Source organism: Bacteroides sp., from assembly GCF_052357945.1.
Lineage (GTDB): Bacteria > Bacteroidota > Bacteroidia > Bacteroidales > Bacteroidaceae > Bacteroides.
The window spans coordinates 1-16,702 of sequence record NZ_DAWCXD010000112.1; the positions used below are offsets into that span (position 1 = coordinate 1).

The following is a 16,702-nucleotide window of genomic DNA, read 5'->3' on the forward strand; positions in this document are numbered from 1 at the left end:
CATTAAATTTAGTAGCTATTTCAAAACGAGGATTCTCATTTTTATTTTCAGCGCGAAACAAGAAAACACTTTCCAAACCTATAAACGATTGCATAGCACGAGTATAAGTCGGATAGAAAACAATCTCAAAAGTAAGCTGATTCATACTTTTCACCTCCGGATGTGACTCTGCATACTTTTTAATATCAATTTTGAAACATACATCATGTTCCAAACGATAACATACCGGATTCACATAGACTGGTAAGGTTAACTTCTGACCTGCTGCATCGGATAGCTCTAATGTTGTAGTCCCGAGCTTCTTTCCTGTCAGTTTTAACTTCGTAGTTCCGTCTTCCGTAACCAATTCAGCTGTTTTCAAATAGACTTTATTGTCCTCAGTAAGCTGTGCTAACTTATAATCGCCATTTCCTCTAGCGATAGCAATTTCAGTAGATGCTTCATAACCACCTATAATTAAAGAAGTGGCATCATTTTCCAGTTTAAGGTTATATGGATTCACTTTCACCGCAATCTCCTCCACAGAACCTTTCTGGTCTGTCACAATCACTTTCACATCACCTCTAGCTTTGGGTTTCAAGGTAATCAGGTTCTCTTTTTCAGTAGCTTCCACAATCGTTGCATCCGTAGTAGGCTCGCCGTCTCCCACCTGATAAGTGAACCTATATCCGCCATTACCTCTCTCAATAGAGATATATTGAGATTCGGCATCCGGTTCAGCAAAAGTGGCTTCATTACTTTTCAGTGTTAGATCCACGATATTCACTACCACAGGAATAGTGATTGTCTTACCTTTCTTATCTGTTATCGTAACATTTACCGGATCGGCTCCAGTCTCGAACTTGGCAGTCAACGGAATAACCTGTCCGGATAGTTCACCCACTTCCAAAAACTTATCAGCACCTTCCGGTATGGAAATCTGATAATCTCCGTTACCGGTCAAAATCTTCACCAGTCTCTTTTCACCGATAAAGAGGTCAAAACCTTCTTCCGGTGCATCTACCGTCAAATCCCAGAGTTTTGCTACCCGAACCAGCACTCTAGCCACTTTCTTACGTCCATCTACTATTAATATAGTGGTTTCCGTACGGTTATTTTCTTCCAACTGGCTATTTTCGGTAGCTTTAATAGTCACCTTATTACCATTGATTGTAGCCGTCGCCACATTTTCATCAAATGGCTTCACATAATAATCTCCATTACCGGAGGTGATACTCACCGTAATTTCGTCTCCTTGTAGTAGTGTCACCGAATTATTATCGACAACCAGATCTGTTGCCGGTTTCACTTCCTGTTCTTCTTTATCATCATTGCACGAACCCATAAAAAATGGAATGGTCAATGCTGAAAGAAATAAAAAACTAAGTTTCCTTTTCATTAGATTAAAGATTAATAAATTAATACTTTTCAAGTTTATCTACTTAAAAACTTCGATGAGACAAAGATAAAATCACTAAACTCTACCAAAAGAAAATTAACTGCCTTTTTTTACCTTTTGGCACGAATGTTTACTATATTAACACGGATATTTACTTCTTCTTTTTCAATAAAAAATCCCGCCACAGGCTACTGCTGAACCTCTTCCAAATGTTTCATCCGAAACTCTTTTGGCGTACATTCATACTTTTCACGGAACACCTTAAAGAAAGTAACTTTGTTCGAGAATCCCGAGTCGAATACTATTTCATCAATCGTCTTTTTAGTGGTCAGCAATAAATCTTTCGCTATGTGCAAACGACATTCCTTAATCAGATCGGTCGGGCTATCCTCTCCTATCTCTTCCATCTTCCGATAAAGACTCCGGGGACTGATTGCCAGCCGATCGGCGATATAACGCGGAGTCAAATCTTTGTTCGTTATATTATCATTGATAATCTTCAAAACCGACTGAAGGAACTTCTTCGACTCTTTATGCGTCAACTTCCCGTCCGACTTTTCAAAAGAACTGATCGGCGAACTGAAATAATTCTTCAACACCTCTTTCCGTTCCATCACCTGACAGACAGAAATACGAAGGTACTCCGCACTAAACGGTTTCGTGATATACATTTCCGCACCGGCAGAAAGAGCCTCCATCTGTTGTTCCATCTCGTGCCGTCCGGAAACCACAATAATAGGAATATGCGCCGTCTCTTTCACCGATTTAATCCGCCTGGTCAGTTCAATGCCACCCATTCCCGGCATCATGACATCACAGATAATCACATTCGGATAAACCTCATTCATCACCTGATCCAGCCGTTCAGGATCTTGCAAGGTTACCACATTGAAGTCAGCCGAGAAGATTTCTCCAATAAACCATAGCATTTCGATTTCATCATCGACAACCAAAAGCGTAGGACGCATCTTATCAAACTCATACTGGGGAAGTTTCAATATCGGTTGAGTATCTATCTTGGGGATATATTCCGCCATCAGTCGTTTGGTTTCCGACACTCCGGTAGTCAGCTCCATGACCGGCAAGGTTAATGTAAACATCACCCATCCGTCAGAAGTGTTTTCCACTTTCAATGTACCATTCAGCAACTTAGCCATATTATAAGAAATAGCCAGCCCCAGGCCATTCCGTGAAAAGTTCTTTTCATCCTGATTCTCGAAATTATCCAAAATGGCATACCGATTAAAAATATACTGAAAATCCTTTTCCTTGATGGTACTTCCTTCATTTGCTACACGAAGAGCCAGCATATTTTCCCGGCTCGTATCCACTTCAATCTTGATACTCTGTCCGTCGGGAGTATATTTAAAGGCATTAGAAATCAGATTAATAATGATCGTATTCAGGAATCCTTTGTCCGAGTTCCACATCACCTGCTCGGGTATCTTGCTCAAGAAAGTGATGTTTCTGGATTTAGCCATCTCGACAAACGTTTTGGCTATTCCTTTCACAATAGAAGACACATTCAATGACTCAATCCGTACTTCCCTGTTTCCCGTTTCAATCCGACGGAATTCGATCAATTCATGAATCAGGTTGTTGAGACGCTCCGCATTCGTCTGAATCATCTGTACGTAGTCCACGACAAATTTACTAAGTCCCTTCGATGAAAGGATTCGTCCGCAAGGACCATAAATCAAAGTCAGCGGAGTACAAAATTCATGTGCGATATTAGTAAAGAAACGAAGTTTGGACTCAAAGACATTCTTTTGATGGCGTTTCTCTATCTCGTTCAGCAATTCCTGCTTTTTACGTTTGGAGCGCAGGATAAAGGAACGTATCAGCAAGGCTGCCAGTAAAAGCAGACACAGGGCATAAATCAAATAAGCCCACCAGGAAGCATACCACGGATCGCCTATACGAATGACCAGGGAATAGACATCACTCTCTTTATCAAAAACACTATTGTAATATTTCACCAGTAAGGTATATTCACCGGGAGCCATATTCGTAAAAGAGACTCCGCTTTCCGAACCATTGTTTACCCATTGGTCACTCAATCCTTTTAGTTTATAGAAATAGGTACAGTTATTACCATTCAGATAATCCACAGAGGCAAATGAAACAGAAAAGAAATTCTGGTCATACTGCAAATTCAAGACTTCAGTTTCTTTTTTCCGGGTGAGAAATTCGCCCAGATTGTATTGTTCACCGAAGATAGACAGCTTATCAAAATAAACAGGAGGCATATAAAGCTGCTCCGGACGGCCATCCGCCCGGATAGCTACGACTCCATTGATTCCGCCAAAGAACAGAGTACCAGTCCGGGAATCCCGAAAAGCGGCACCGTCACTAAACTCTACCACCTTTAAACCATCTCCAAAACCGTATGAACGAAAGACATTCCTTTTCGTATCGAAATTGATTAATCCAAGATTGGTGCTCAACCAGAAGTCGTCGGACGAGTTTCTAAGAATTGCATGAATGGTATTATTCAGGAAACCATTCTTGGCATTGAAGAGCTGATAAGAGGTTTCCGATGTGTACTTTATCAATCCGTAGCTCGTTCCAAAAAGATAGTTATTGCTGCTGTCTTTACTGATAGCGAGAATATTATTCAGGGTCATGTTTTCGTATTTGTGAGTAGACACCGGTTCCAGGCCATTCGTCGTTTCGTTATAGCGGAATACCCCATATCCTTTATTGCCAAACAACAGGTTGGCTTCATTCTCCGCATAAATAGTAAAGAAATAGTTCGATCCCAGTTCGCCGTCATTGATGATGTAACGTTGCGCATCCACAATCACCGGATTGTCCGGTGTTCCGGCAATACGAGCTTTCACCACTCCCATGCCGACACTCGCCAGCCACAGTTCGGAATCTGCTGTTTCGTAAATGTCATGGATGTATTTAAAATCTTCGTTACCGATCCGTATCGGTACACACTTGATACGTTTTTCCCGATATGAATAATAAGTTAGTCCTTCTTCGTCTCCTATCCAAAGCAAATTTCGGTGGCTCTTGGCAAAACAATAAACGGCATTACTACTCAAAGCACTATTAGAGGTAGTCAACACCTCCGCCCGACAGTCGGAGATGTTTTTATCGAATTCGTAATCATAGATTTTAAGAATTCCGTTTCCTTTGGTTCCCACCCAGAAAGTACGTTCATCATCAAGATAGATGGCACGCACGGGGCGTTCTATTTTCTCGGTATAATTGCTAAGCACCATTGATTTGATAGAATAAAGCGGGTTCGAATAAAGATAAACGCCCTGCCCGTCAGTACCAATCCAGACAACATCCTGAAAACGGTCCTTCTTGAGACAAAATACACCACTGTTGATAGGTAACGACTGAATTTGATAATGATCCGTCTCCTTCTGTTTTTCCAACAGGAGAATGCCATCCATCAAAAAGCCCACAAAATAGCTATTATGATAATGAACGATGGACGAAATTTTGCCACGTTCCTGTATTTCTTTACCCAGATTGGCAATAAATTCATTCTTCTGGGTCAGAATATGGAAAGCATAGAAATTAAATTCCTTATCTATATAATAAAGAGATTGCTCGTCATTGAAACAATAAATCAAGGAAGTCTGATAAATCAGGTTTGTTTTCTGGGGTAACAGGGTGATATCTCCCGATGCGGCTTCCTGCTGTATGTCATAACAGCGGTTGTATCCTTTCATGACTACCCACATCCGGTTGTTACCGTCGATAAAGAAGTTTACGATATCGGAAATCGGGATTCCCGTGATATTGATCTTCTTGAAGACTCCTTCTTTTTTATGATAATAATAGATGCAGTTACTATCCTGGATAATGAACAGATTGCCATGACTATCCTTATTCATAAAGAAGAGTTTCTGAAATTCATTATAGTGAGTGATTGTATTGGTTTTCCGGTTCAAACGGTTCAACCCATAGTAGGTTTGAATCCAGTAAATATCTTCGCCCGTATACACAATATTGTCAATCAGATTACCAGATAAGTAATCCTCCTTGTCACGAGTCTTAAATTCCTCAATCTCCTGTCCATCATAAATATTCAGTCCGTCGCAGGTCCCGATCCACATCAATCCACGCTCATCCTGGCACAGAGATGTAATCGAACTATTAGACATATACTCTTTATCTGCAACTTGCTTCAAATTATAAGCATAAGCGTTATGTATCAACAGATTAAGAAAAAAGAATAGAATAAAAACCGACTGTTTTCCCATAGTGTATTATTCTTAGATTTGCTATATGACAAAGGTAAACAAAAAAACATTTCGAGCTTTTTTTTGGCCGGAATATAAGTTAAGTTCCGTGCCAGAGTAGTTAATTTTAGCGACAAGAGGCGATTTAACCACTCTATTACTAGAAGCACATTCCTTTTCTCCCTATTTTCGTCGTAGAAATTATTTTCAAATCTATAAATTCATTTGTTCATGAAAACACATTTTTCATTTAAACACTTGCTATTTCTTGGAGGTGCCGTGTTGTACAGCCTGCAATCTTCTGCCGTTAAGAATCCGGTAGACTATGTCAGCACACTGGTAGGCACTCAATCCAAGTTTGAACTGTCTACCGGAAACACGTATCCGGCTACGGCATTGCCGTGGGGAATGAATTTCTGGACACCGCAGACCGGTAAAATGGGAGACGGTTGGGCGTACACGTATGATGCCGACAAAATCCGGGGATTCAAACAAACACATCAGCCCAGTCCCTGGATGAACGACTACGGGCAGTTTGCCATCATGCCTATCACCGGCGGACTGGTATTCGATCAAGACCGACGCGCCAGTTGGTTCTCTCACAAAGCGGAAGTTGCCAAACCTTATTATTATAAGGTATACCTTGCCGACCATGATGTAACAACCGAGCTTGCTCCCACAGAGCGTGCCGTCATGTTCCGTTTCACGTATCCGGAGACAAAGAATGCCTACGTGATTGTAGACGCTTTCGACAAAGGTTCTTATGTGAAAGTGATTCCGGAAGAAAACAAGATTATCGGCTATTCAACCAAGAATAGCGGCGGTGTGCCGGAAAACTTCAAAAACTATTTCGTGATTCAATTCGACAAACCGTTCACATTCGTTTCCACAGTTTCCGAAAACAACATTCTTCCGAATGAAACAGAAGCGAAAGGAAACCACACAGGTGCGGTAATCGGATTCGCCACGAAAAAGGGAGAAATCGTACACGCACGTGTTGCTTCCTCCTTTATCAGCCCCGAACAGGCGGAGTTGAATCTCAAAGAGCTTGGCAAAAACAGTTTCGACCAACTGGTAGCGAACGGAAGAGAGATCTGGAACCGTGAAATGAGTAAGATAGAGGTGAAAGACGATAACATTGATAACCTGCGCACCTTCTATTCTTGTCTATACCGTTCCATGCTTTTTCCACGCAGTTTCTACGAGATAGACGCTAAGGGAGAAATCATGCATTACAGCCCCTATAACGGTGAAGTGCGTCCCGGCTATATGTTTACCGACACCGGTTTTTGGGACACGTTCCGTTGTCTGTTTCCTTTCCTCAACCTGATGTATCCGTCAATGAATCAAAAGATGCAGGAAGGTTTGGTAAACGCTTACAAAGAGAGCGGTTTCCTGCCGGAATGGGCCAGCCCGGGACATCGGGATTGTATGGTAGGCAACAACTCGGCTTCCGTAGTGGCCGACGCTTACATCAAAGGGTTGCGCGGGTATGATATCGAAACTCTTTGGGAAGCATTGAAACATGGAGCAAATGCACATCTTCGCGGGACTGCTTCGGGGCGTCTCGGTTACGAGTCTTACAACCAACTGGGATATGTTGCCAACAATATCGGCATAGGACAAAACGTTGCACGTACACTGGAGTATGCATATAACGACTGGGCAATTTATACATTAGGCAAGAAACTCGGTAAACCGGAGAGCGAAATCGACATTTATAAGAAACACGCGCTGAACTACAAAAATGTCTATCATCCGGAACGCAAACTGATGGTTGGCAAAGACAACAAAGGCGTATTCAATCCGAATTTCGATGCAGTGGACTGGAGCGGTGAATTTTGCGAAGGGAATAGCTGGCACTGGAGCTTCTGCGTATTCCACGACCCGCAAGGACTTATCAACCTGATGGGAGGCAAGAAAGAATTCAACGCGATGATGGATTCCGTCTTTGTCATCCCAGGTAAACTGGGAATGGAAAGCCGCGGCATGATTCACGAAATGCGTGAAATGCAAGTAATGAACATGGGGCAATATGCCCACGGCAACCAGCCTATTCAGCACATGGTATATCTCTACAACTATTCGAGCGAGCCCTGGAAAGCTCAATACTGGATACGTGAGATTATGAACAAACTATATACCGCCGGTCCCGACGGTTATTGCGGTGACGAAGACAACGGACAGACTTCCGCCTGGTATGTATTCTCCGCACTCGGTTTCTATCCGGTTTGCCCGGGAACGGATGAATATATCATAGGAACCCCGCTTTTCAAATCAGCGAAGTTACATTTGGAGAACGGAAAGACCATCACTATCAAGGCAGATAACAACCAGCTTGACAACCGCTACATCAAGGAAATGAAAGTAAACGGGAAATCACAAACCCGTAATTTCCTTACACATGACCAGCTGATTAAAGGTGCTAATATTCAATTTCAAATGAGCCCCGTGCCCAATAAACAACGGGGAACCACAGAAAAAGATGTACCTTACTCTCTTTCGTTTGAATAAAATATTGTACTTTTGGAGATCAATGAATTATCTACCAAACAAACTATAAAAACATGAAACTGAAAAGCCTTTTACTAATTGCCCTTGTTGCGATCGTCTTTTGCGGTTGCCAAAGTAACTATCAGCCTACTTCTATCACCGTTGCCTCCTACAATTTGAGAAACGCCAACGGTGGCGATTCAATCAACGGAAACGGTTGGGGACAACGTTACCCGGTCATTGCCCAAATAGTGCAATACCATGATTTCGATATTTTCGGCACGCAGGAGTGCTTTATTCATCAACTGAAAGATATGAAAGAAGCATTACCCGGTTATGATTATATCGGTGTAGGCCGCGACGACGGCAAAGAGAAAGGTGAACATTCTGCTATTTTCTATCGCACAGACAAGTTTGACGTGATAGAGAAAGGTGATTTCTGGTTGTCGGAAACTCCCGACGTGCCGAGCAAAGGATGGGATGCCGTATTGCCGCGTATTTGCAGTTGGGGACACTTCAAATGCAAGGATACCGGCTTCGAATTCCTTTTCTTCAACCTGCACATGGACCATATCGGCAAGAAAGCACGCGTGGAAAGTGCGTTCCTCGTACAGGACAAGATGAAAGAACTTGGCAAAGGCAAAGAGCTTCCAGCTATCCTGACGGGAGACTTCAATGTTGACCAGACCCACCAGTCTTATGATGCTTTTGTGAGCAAAGGGGTGTTGTGCGACTCTTACGAGAAGGCCGGCTTCCGCTATGCTATCAACGGCACGTTCAACGACTTCGACCCGAACAGCTTTACGGAAAGCCGTATCGACCATATATTCGTTTCTCCGTCTTTCCAAGTGAAAAGATATGGTGTGCTGACTGATACTTACCGCAGCATCGTAGGCAAGGGAGAAAAGAAGCAGGCGAACGATTGCCCGGAAGAAATCGACATCAAGACTTATCAGGCGCGCACTCCTTCAGACCATTTCCCCGTAAAGGTGGAACTGGAGTTTGACCAGCGTCAGCAGAAATAATCTTTGTATCTAGTTATAACCTGAAAGTTTCACCACACACCCCGATATTCCTATGAGAAATATATGTTTTGTAGCCTGTATGTTATTTTGCCTTACCTCCGCAGTGGGAAAGACGCCGGGAAATACCCGTTATCTTTCTATTGCCGACTCGATTCTATCTAATGTATTGAATCTCTATCAGACGAATGACGGACTACTAACAGAAACGTATCCTGTCAATCCCAACCAAAAAATCACTTATCTGGCGGACGGAACGCAGCAGAACGGAACGCTGAAGGCTTCTTTTCTATGGCCGTATTCCGGGATGATGTCGGGTTGTGTGGCTTTATACAAAGCGACCGGAAACAAGAAGTACAAAAAGATTCTCGAGAAAAGAATTCTACCGGGAATGGAGCAGTATTGGGATAACAGTCGCTTGCCGGCCTGTTATCAGTCATACCCCACCAAGTACGGGCAGCACGGACGTTATTATGACGATAACATCTGGGTTGCACTGGATTACTGCGATTATTACCAACTGACTCACAAGCCTGCATCTTTGGAAAAAGCCGTTGCATTGTATCAATATATCTACAGTGGATGGAGCGATGAGATAGGCGGTGGCATCTTTTGGTGTGAACAGCAGAAGGAAGCGAAGCATACTTGTTCCAATGCACCGTCTACTGTGCTCGGTGTCAAGTTGTACCGGCTGACGAAGGATGCCAAATACCTCGAAAAAGCAAAAGAGACGTATGCCTGGACAAAAAAGCATCTGTGCGACCCTACCGACCATCTTTACTGGGATAACATCAACCTGAAAGGGAAAGTTTCCAAAGAGAAGTACGCCTACAACAGTGGACAGATGATTCAGGCGGGCGTATTGCTCTATGAAGAAACGGGAGATGAACAGTATTTGCGCGATGCACAGCAGACAGCCGCAGGAACTGATGCCTTTTTCCGCACAAAAGCCGACAAGAAAGACCCGACTGTCAAAGTGCATAAAGACATGGCCTGGTTTAACGTGATCTTATTCAGAGGACTGAAAGCTCTGTATAAGATTGACAAGAATCCGTCGTATGTCAATGCGATGGTGGAAAATGCGCTTCACGCCTGGGAAAACTACCGGGATGAAAACGGATTATTAGGCAGAGATTGGTCGGGACACAACAAGGAACAGTATAAATGGTTGCTCGACAATGCTTGTCTGATTGAATTCTTTGCAGAGATTTAATATTTCTTCTCCGCAACACTTTCATAATCAATACTAATCAATAAAAAAAGACTATTACGATGAATATAACTAAAGCCTTTTGTTTGTCCATAGCACTCTTGGGCGCTAACAATATGCAGGCTATAACGAACAGTGATTTTGTCATCCAACAAGATAATACCAAAATCAACAACTATCAGACGAACCGCCCGGAAGCATCGAAACGTCTGTTTGTCTCGCAAGCTGTGGAACAACAGATTGCGCATATCAAGCAACTGTTGACGAATGCCCGCTTGGCATGGATGTTCGAAAACTGTTTCCCGAACACATTGGACACTACTGTTCATTTTGACGGTAAAGACGATACGTTTGTTTATACAGGTGACATCCACGCCATGTGGCTGCGCGATTCGGGTGCACAAGTATGGCCTTACGTACAACTCGCCAACAAAGACGCGGAACTGAAAAAGATGCTGGCCGGCGTTATCAAACGTCAGTTCAAGTGTATCAATATCGACCCGTATGCCAATGCTTTCAACATGAATTCCGAAGGCGGCGAATGGATGAGCGACCTTACGGACATGAAGCCCGAACTGCACGAACGTAAATGGGAAATCGACTCGCTCTGTTATCCTATCCGTCTTGCTTATCATTACTGGAAGACGACGGGAGATGCCAGTATATTCTCCGACGAATGGCTTACAGCCATCGCCAAGGTTCTGAAAACGTTTAAGGAACAGCAACGAAAAGAAGATCCGAAAGGTCCTTATCGTTTCCAACGCAAAACGGAACGTGCACTCGATACGATGACCAATGACGGCTGGGGCAATCCTGTAAAACCGGTCGGACTGATTGCTTCTGCTTTCCGTCCTTCGGATGATGCTACAACTTTCCAGTTTCTCGTTCCGTCCAACTTCTTTGCTGTAACTTCATTGCGCAAAGCTGCCGAAATTCTGAATACGGTCAACAAGAAACCTGATTTAGCTAAAGAATGTACTACACTATCGAACGAAGTGGAAGCAGCCCTGAAAAAGTATGCGGTTTACAATCATCCGAAATATGGCAAAATCTATGCTTTCGAAGTGGACGGTTTCGGCAATCAACTGTTAATGGATGATGCCAATGTGCCGAGTCTCATTGCCCTGCCTTATCTTGGGGATGTGAAAGTGAACGATCCTATCTATCAGAATACCCGTAAGTTTGTATGGAGCGAAAATAATCCTTACTTCTTCAAAGGTACTGCCGGCGAAGGAATTGGCGGTCCGCACATCGGATATGATATGATTTGGCCCATGAGTATTATGATGAAAGCATTCACCAGTCAAAACGACGCAGAAATCAAGACCTGTATCAAAATGCTGATGGATACGGATGCCGGAACAGGGTTCATGCATGAATCTTTCCACAAGAACGACCCGAAAAACTTTACTCGTTCCTGGTTTGCATGGCAAAATACGCTGTTCGGAGAACTAATCCTAAAACTCGTGAATGAAGGAAAGGTAGACTTGCTGAATAGTATCCAATAGTCTTCTATTATGTTTTTATTGTATTCCCGCTTATGAGATAACTGTTTCTAACCTTGAAGCTTACGCTTCCAAAGTAGTTTCAAGGTTGAAGAACTTTAGTTTCAGGCCTTTGAAACCATAGTTTCAAGTAAGTGAAACTAGAGTTTCTCACCGATGAAACTAAAGTTTCTCGCTGACGAAACAAAAGTTTCAAGCAATAGAACTTTTAGTTTCAAGTACTGAAACTCTCTCTTCCGTAATAGTCTGATAATCATTGAATACCGCTCCGGATAGAGAAATAAGTACCCACATAGCAGAGAAACAATAAAATCCTTGCTTTCAACAAAGTGACAGCAAAGTTGTCGTCACCTTGCCGTCACATCATGCTGTCACACTGCAGTATGTTTATAATCAATCATTTATGTCTAATCAGGTGACAGATGACAGCATTTTATTTTTTTCCAATTTATATGTAGGGAGTATATGACTCCTAAAAAATAAATGACCCATATAATATGAACAATATGAAATCAACTTTTTTATTCCTACTTACTACAACCATGATGACTTGTACTGCCTACGGACAGTCTTCCAATCATAAAGAGAACAAATTACCCGATTGGGCTTTCGGTGGTTTTGAACGTCCAAAGAATGTCAATCCGGTAATATCTCCTATAGAAAACACCAAGTTTTACTGTCCATTGACCAAAGATTCTATTGCGTGGGAATCGAACGATACATTCAATCCGGCTGCTACACTCTACAATGGTGAGATTGTCGTGTTATACCGTGCAGAGGATAAATCAGGTGTCGGTATCGGACACCGGACTTCTCGCCTCGGTTATGCCACTTCTACCGACGGCACACATTTCCAACGGGAAAAGACTCCTGTATTCTATCCGGATAATGATTCACAAAAAGAGTTGGAATGGCCCGGCGGCTGCGAAGACCCACGAATTGCCGTAACCGATGACGGATTATATGTAATGATGTACACCCAATGGAATCGCCATGTACCTCGCCTGGCAGTAGCGACCTCCCGCAACCTAAAAGACTGGACAAAACACGGTCCTGCTTTTGCCAAAGCATTTGATGGAAAGTTCTTCAACCTGGGTTGTAAGTCCGGCTCTATCCTGACCGAAGTTGTTAAAGGGAAACAGGTTATCAAGAAAGTCAACGGGAAATACTTTATGTACTGGGGAGAGGAGCATGTATTCGCAGCTACTTCCGATGACTTAATCCACTGGACACCGATTGTCAACATTGACGGTTCCCTAAAAAAGCTGTTTTCTCCCCGTGACGGCTACTTCGACAGCCATCTCACCGAATGTGGGCCTCCAGCTATCTACACTCCGAAAGGAATTGTCCTTCTTTATAATGGCAAGAACCATTCAGGAAGAGGTGACAAACGCTATACCGCCAATGTCTATGCTGCCGGACAAGCACTCTTCGACGCCAATGATCCTACCCGCTTTATCACCCGTCTCGATGAACCGTTCTTCCGTCCGATGGATAGCTTTGAAAAGAGTGGGCAATATGTGGATGGAACCGTATTTATAGAAGGAATGGTCTACTTCAAAAACAAATGGTATTTGTATTATGGTTGTGCTGACTCCAAAGTAGGAGTAGCCGTTTATGATCCGAAACGGCCGGCAAAGGCTGATCCGCTTCCGTAGTTTATAAAAATAGTCCTGATTACATTCTTTTTTAAAGGAAAGATGTAATCAGGACTAACTTATTTCTTAAAACTATATTGAAAACTGAATTGAATATTGAGAACCAGCTTTATTCTTTCATTGTCGGAGGCTTCTTCCTCCTTTCAACAATTAGCTGTCTTTTATAAGTAAGCCATCTTTATCCATTTATCTTATTCAAAACAACCGGTCTGTTTGCCGGAGCCTTACCAAAATTCTTATTAGGCTTTTTCCCCATTACAAACTTCAATGTGCTGCCATTTATTATATCCTGATAAGTGATATAACTCTTATCATAAGGCTTGCCATTCAAATACACTTTCTGAATATAGATATTTTCTTTGCTGTTATTAGGTGCTTCTACAGTAAAAGTGTTACCACCACGTACCTTCATTTCTACTTTCTTAAAACAGGGGCTACCGAAAACAAATACACCATCCGACGGGTTCACCTGATAGAGTCCCATAGATGAAAGAAGATACCAGGCAGACATTTGGCCACAATCCTCATTACCGATGATGCCGTCCGGTTGGTCTGTGTAAAAATCGCTCATGATAAAACGAACCTTTTCCGCCGTTTTCCATTGTTCACCGGCATACGCATAAAGATAAGCAACATGATGGCTCGGTTCATTTCCATGCGCATATTGTCCGATCAATCCGGTTATGTCGCTCGATGCTCCTTCACCCATACTGTCGGTGTTGGTAAAGAAAGCATCAAGCTTCGTTGCAAAAGGTTTGTCACCTCCAAACAAGGCAATCAGCCCATAGGGGTCTTGTGGAGCAAAGAAAGTATATTGCCATCCGTTTCCTTCACAGAAATCTCCAACAGTATGGATGGAACGTGCCGGATCGTAAGGAGTACGCCAAGAGCCGTCTTCCAGTTTCGGACGAATGAAATGGATAGAAGAATCAAAATAGTTCTTGTAATAATGAGCACGTTTTGAGAATGTTTCAGCATCTTCTGTCTTTCCCATCTTACGTGCCATAGCGGCAATTCCCCAGTCGTCCACTGCATACTCCATGGCTATGGAAGTAGCTTCATGAACTTTGTCGGCAGGGATATAGCCTTTTTTGACTACATAAGGTACTCCTTTCTGCTTTTCATAAGTAGCTGTAGCTATCATTGCTTGCAATGCTTCTTCCGCATCGAACCCGGTAAATCCTTTCAGATATGCATCGGCAATCACCGGCACGGAGCTATACCCCGGCATCTGATCGGTCTCTCCACTCATCAAAGGCCAGATAGGGAGTTTGTCCTGCTGACGATAGATGGAAATCATCGAATTGACTACATGGTCAACCATTTCAGGTTGAGTAATAGTCATCAAAGGATTTAATGCACGGTAGGTATCCCATAAAGAAAGAGTCGTATAGTTGGCTTTCTTCGGGTCTGTGTAAATCATGTCATTCATTCCTCTATACTCTCCATTCACATCGCAAAAAAGCGTAGGGGCAATCATAGTATGATAATGGGCGGTATAGAACACTCGTTTGGAAGCCTCATCATCAGTCTCTACTGTCATCTTCTCCAGTTGCTTATTCCATCGGTCGGCACTCATATCCACCACCTTATCAAAATCCCAGTGAGTAAGTTCGGATTGCAGGTTCATCGCTGCGTTGTCACAGCTGACAGAAGAAAGAGCGACTTTTATCTTCACTTCTTTCACGTTGCCAAAAGTAAGGACACTCTTCACCGATGCCACTTTCAGTTGGTCCCAAGGTTGCGGGGTATTATCGTCATAGGCAGTAAACTGCTCTATCTTTTTATCACTTTTCAACACAAAATAAACTTTGCGGGAAGGACTCCAGCCTCTCACATAACGATAACCCTCTACTGTATAATCATCTACCTTACGGATATAGCTGTCGTAAGCATTCGATCCGTTCCCTTCACGTAAGTCGATCAATATGGAAGCTGGTTTTCCTTCGGGATAAGTATAACGATGGAAGCCTACACGATCTGTAGCCGTCAGCTCGGCTTTGATGTTGTAACGGTCGAGAAGCAAAGAGTAATATTCGGGACGGGCGATTTCGTTCGCATGAGAATATCTGGAAGCATACCCATCACGTATATCATCCTGATTGCCTCTGGGGGTACGGATCTCATTCAATGGCATGATGAGAATATCACATAAGTCAGTACAACCCGTACCGCTCAAATGGGTATGTGAAAAGCCGATTAAAATACTATCGGAATAATGATAACCCGAGCACCAGTCCCAACCTTTATGGATATTGGTAGGACCCAGCTGTACCATTCCATACGGAACACTCGTCCCAACAAAGACGTGTCCATGATAACCGGATCCGATATACGGATCGACGTACTGCAATAATCCTTCACTTTTTGAATAGTTCTGTTGCGCTACTCCATTTCCCGCTGCAAGCAAGACACAAGAAGTAAGTGCAAGTAGTTTAAATGCCTTCATTTGTATTTTTCTTTGGTATGATTGAGAATTATAGTTAGCGAATGATGCAAATATACTACCTATTTAGGAATTAACTAACTGTCGCTAGAGTTTACAAGAAAAATGGCAGGCAGGTTTACTCTTTTGGCAAGTTCCGACCACAGATTTACACGATTTTCTACAGAAAAACTACATACCATCTATTAAATAACATAATAGATGAATCTGTGGAAATCCGTGTTAATCTATGGCGAATCCTTTCCATAAATTCCCTTCGGGAAGAGGAGCTTCAAGCTCTATCAGTTCTTTTGAGACAGGATGTATGAACCGTACTCTCCGGGCATGCAGACAAATGCTCCCATCCGGATTGGAGCGTGGAGAACCATATTTCAAATCCCCTTTGATAGGGCATCCCATTTTTGCCAACTGACAACGAATCTGATGATGACGTCCGGTTTTTAAATCGACTTCGAGCAAATAGTAATTCTCCGAATGACCGATCAACCGGTAATGCAAGATCGCTTTCTTGCTGTTTGGCACTTCCTTATCGTATGCATAACTTTTGTTCTGCTTTTCATTACGTACAAGAAAATGTACCAGTTCACCTTCCGGTTCTTGCGGAGCATTTTTCACAACCGCCCAATAAGTCTTTTTCACCTCACTGGTGCGAAACATTTCGTTGAGTCGTGTAAGTGCCTTACCCGTTTTGGCAAAAATAACAAGACCGCTTACGGGGCGGTCCAATCGGTGTGTCACACCGAGGAAAACATTTCCGGGTTTCTGATACTTCTCTTTCAGAT

Annotated in this window: 9 protein-coding genes; 5 read left to right on the plus strand and 4 right to left on the minus strand. The window is 42.9% G+C overall.

Annotated elements, in window-relative coordinates; all coding sequences use genetic code 11:
- The coding region (locus tag ACT8YW_RS17060; protein WP_444106345.1) for a LamG-like jellyroll fold domain-containing protein at positions 1–1,378 on the minus strand (1,378 nt) is incomplete at its 3' end.
- Positions 1,379–1,566: 188 nt separating this feature from the next.
- Positions 1,567–5,607, minus strand: coding sequence for a response regulator (locus ACT8YW_RS17065; RefSeq protein WP_444106347.1), 4,041 nt, complete (start codon positions 5,605–5,607; stop codon positions 1,567–1,569).
- Positions 5,608–5,817: 210 nt separating this feature from the next.
- On the opposite strand from ACT8YW_RS17065, the gene ACT8YW_RS17070 reads away from it, so the two are divergent.
- From ACT8YW_RS17070 to ACT8YW_RS17090, 5 genes are all read left to right on the plus strand, one after another.
- Entirely contained in the window at positions 5,818–8,100 is a 2,283-nt protein-coding gene (locus ACT8YW_RS17070; RefSeq protein ID WP_444106349.1) for a GH92 family glycosyl hydrolase, read from the plus strand.
- A gap of 53 nt (positions 8,101–8,153) precedes the next feature.
- A complete protein-coding gene (locus ACT8YW_RS17075) occupies positions 8,154–9,104 on the plus strand; it encodes an endonuclease/exonuclease/phosphatase family protein (protein ID WP_444106351.1) in 951 nt (316 codons plus the stop codon).
- 52 nt (positions 9,105–9,156) lie between these two features.
- Complete coding sequence (locus ACT8YW_RS17080; protein ID WP_444106353.1) at positions 9,157–10,314, plus strand: glycoside hydrolase family 76 protein; 1,158 nt, start codon at positions 9,157–9,159, stop codon at positions 10,312–10,314.
- A 59-nt stretch (positions 10,315–10,373) separates the two neighbouring features.
- Entirely contained in the window at positions 10,374–11,819 is a 1,446-nt protein-coding gene (locus ACT8YW_RS17085) for a glycoside hydrolase family 125 protein (RefSeq protein WP_444106355.1), read from the plus strand.
- Between the two features lie 494 nt (positions 11,820–12,313).
- Entirely contained in the window at positions 12,314–13,474 is a 1,161-nt protein-coding gene (locus ACT8YW_RS17090) for a glycoside hydrolase family 130 protein (RefSeq protein ID WP_004299907.1), read from the plus strand.
- A gap of 178 nt (positions 13,475–13,652) precedes the next feature.
- Here the strand turns inward: ACT8YW_RS17090 and ACT8YW_RS17095 are convergent, their stop codons facing one another.
- Together ACT8YW_RS17095 and ACT8YW_RS17100 are read right to left on the minus strand one after the other, a co-directional pair.
- Positions 13,653–15,923, minus strand: a complete 2,271-nt coding sequence (locus ACT8YW_RS17095; RefSeq protein WP_444106357.1) for a GH92 family glycosyl hydrolase — start codon at positions 15,921–15,923, stop codon at positions 13,653–13,655.
- A 219-nt stretch (positions 15,924–16,142) separates the two neighbouring features.
- Positions 16,143–16,702 (minus strand): RluA family pseudouridine synthase (locus ACT8YW_RS17100; protein WP_444106358.1); only part of this gene is annotated, 560 nt, incomplete at its 5' end.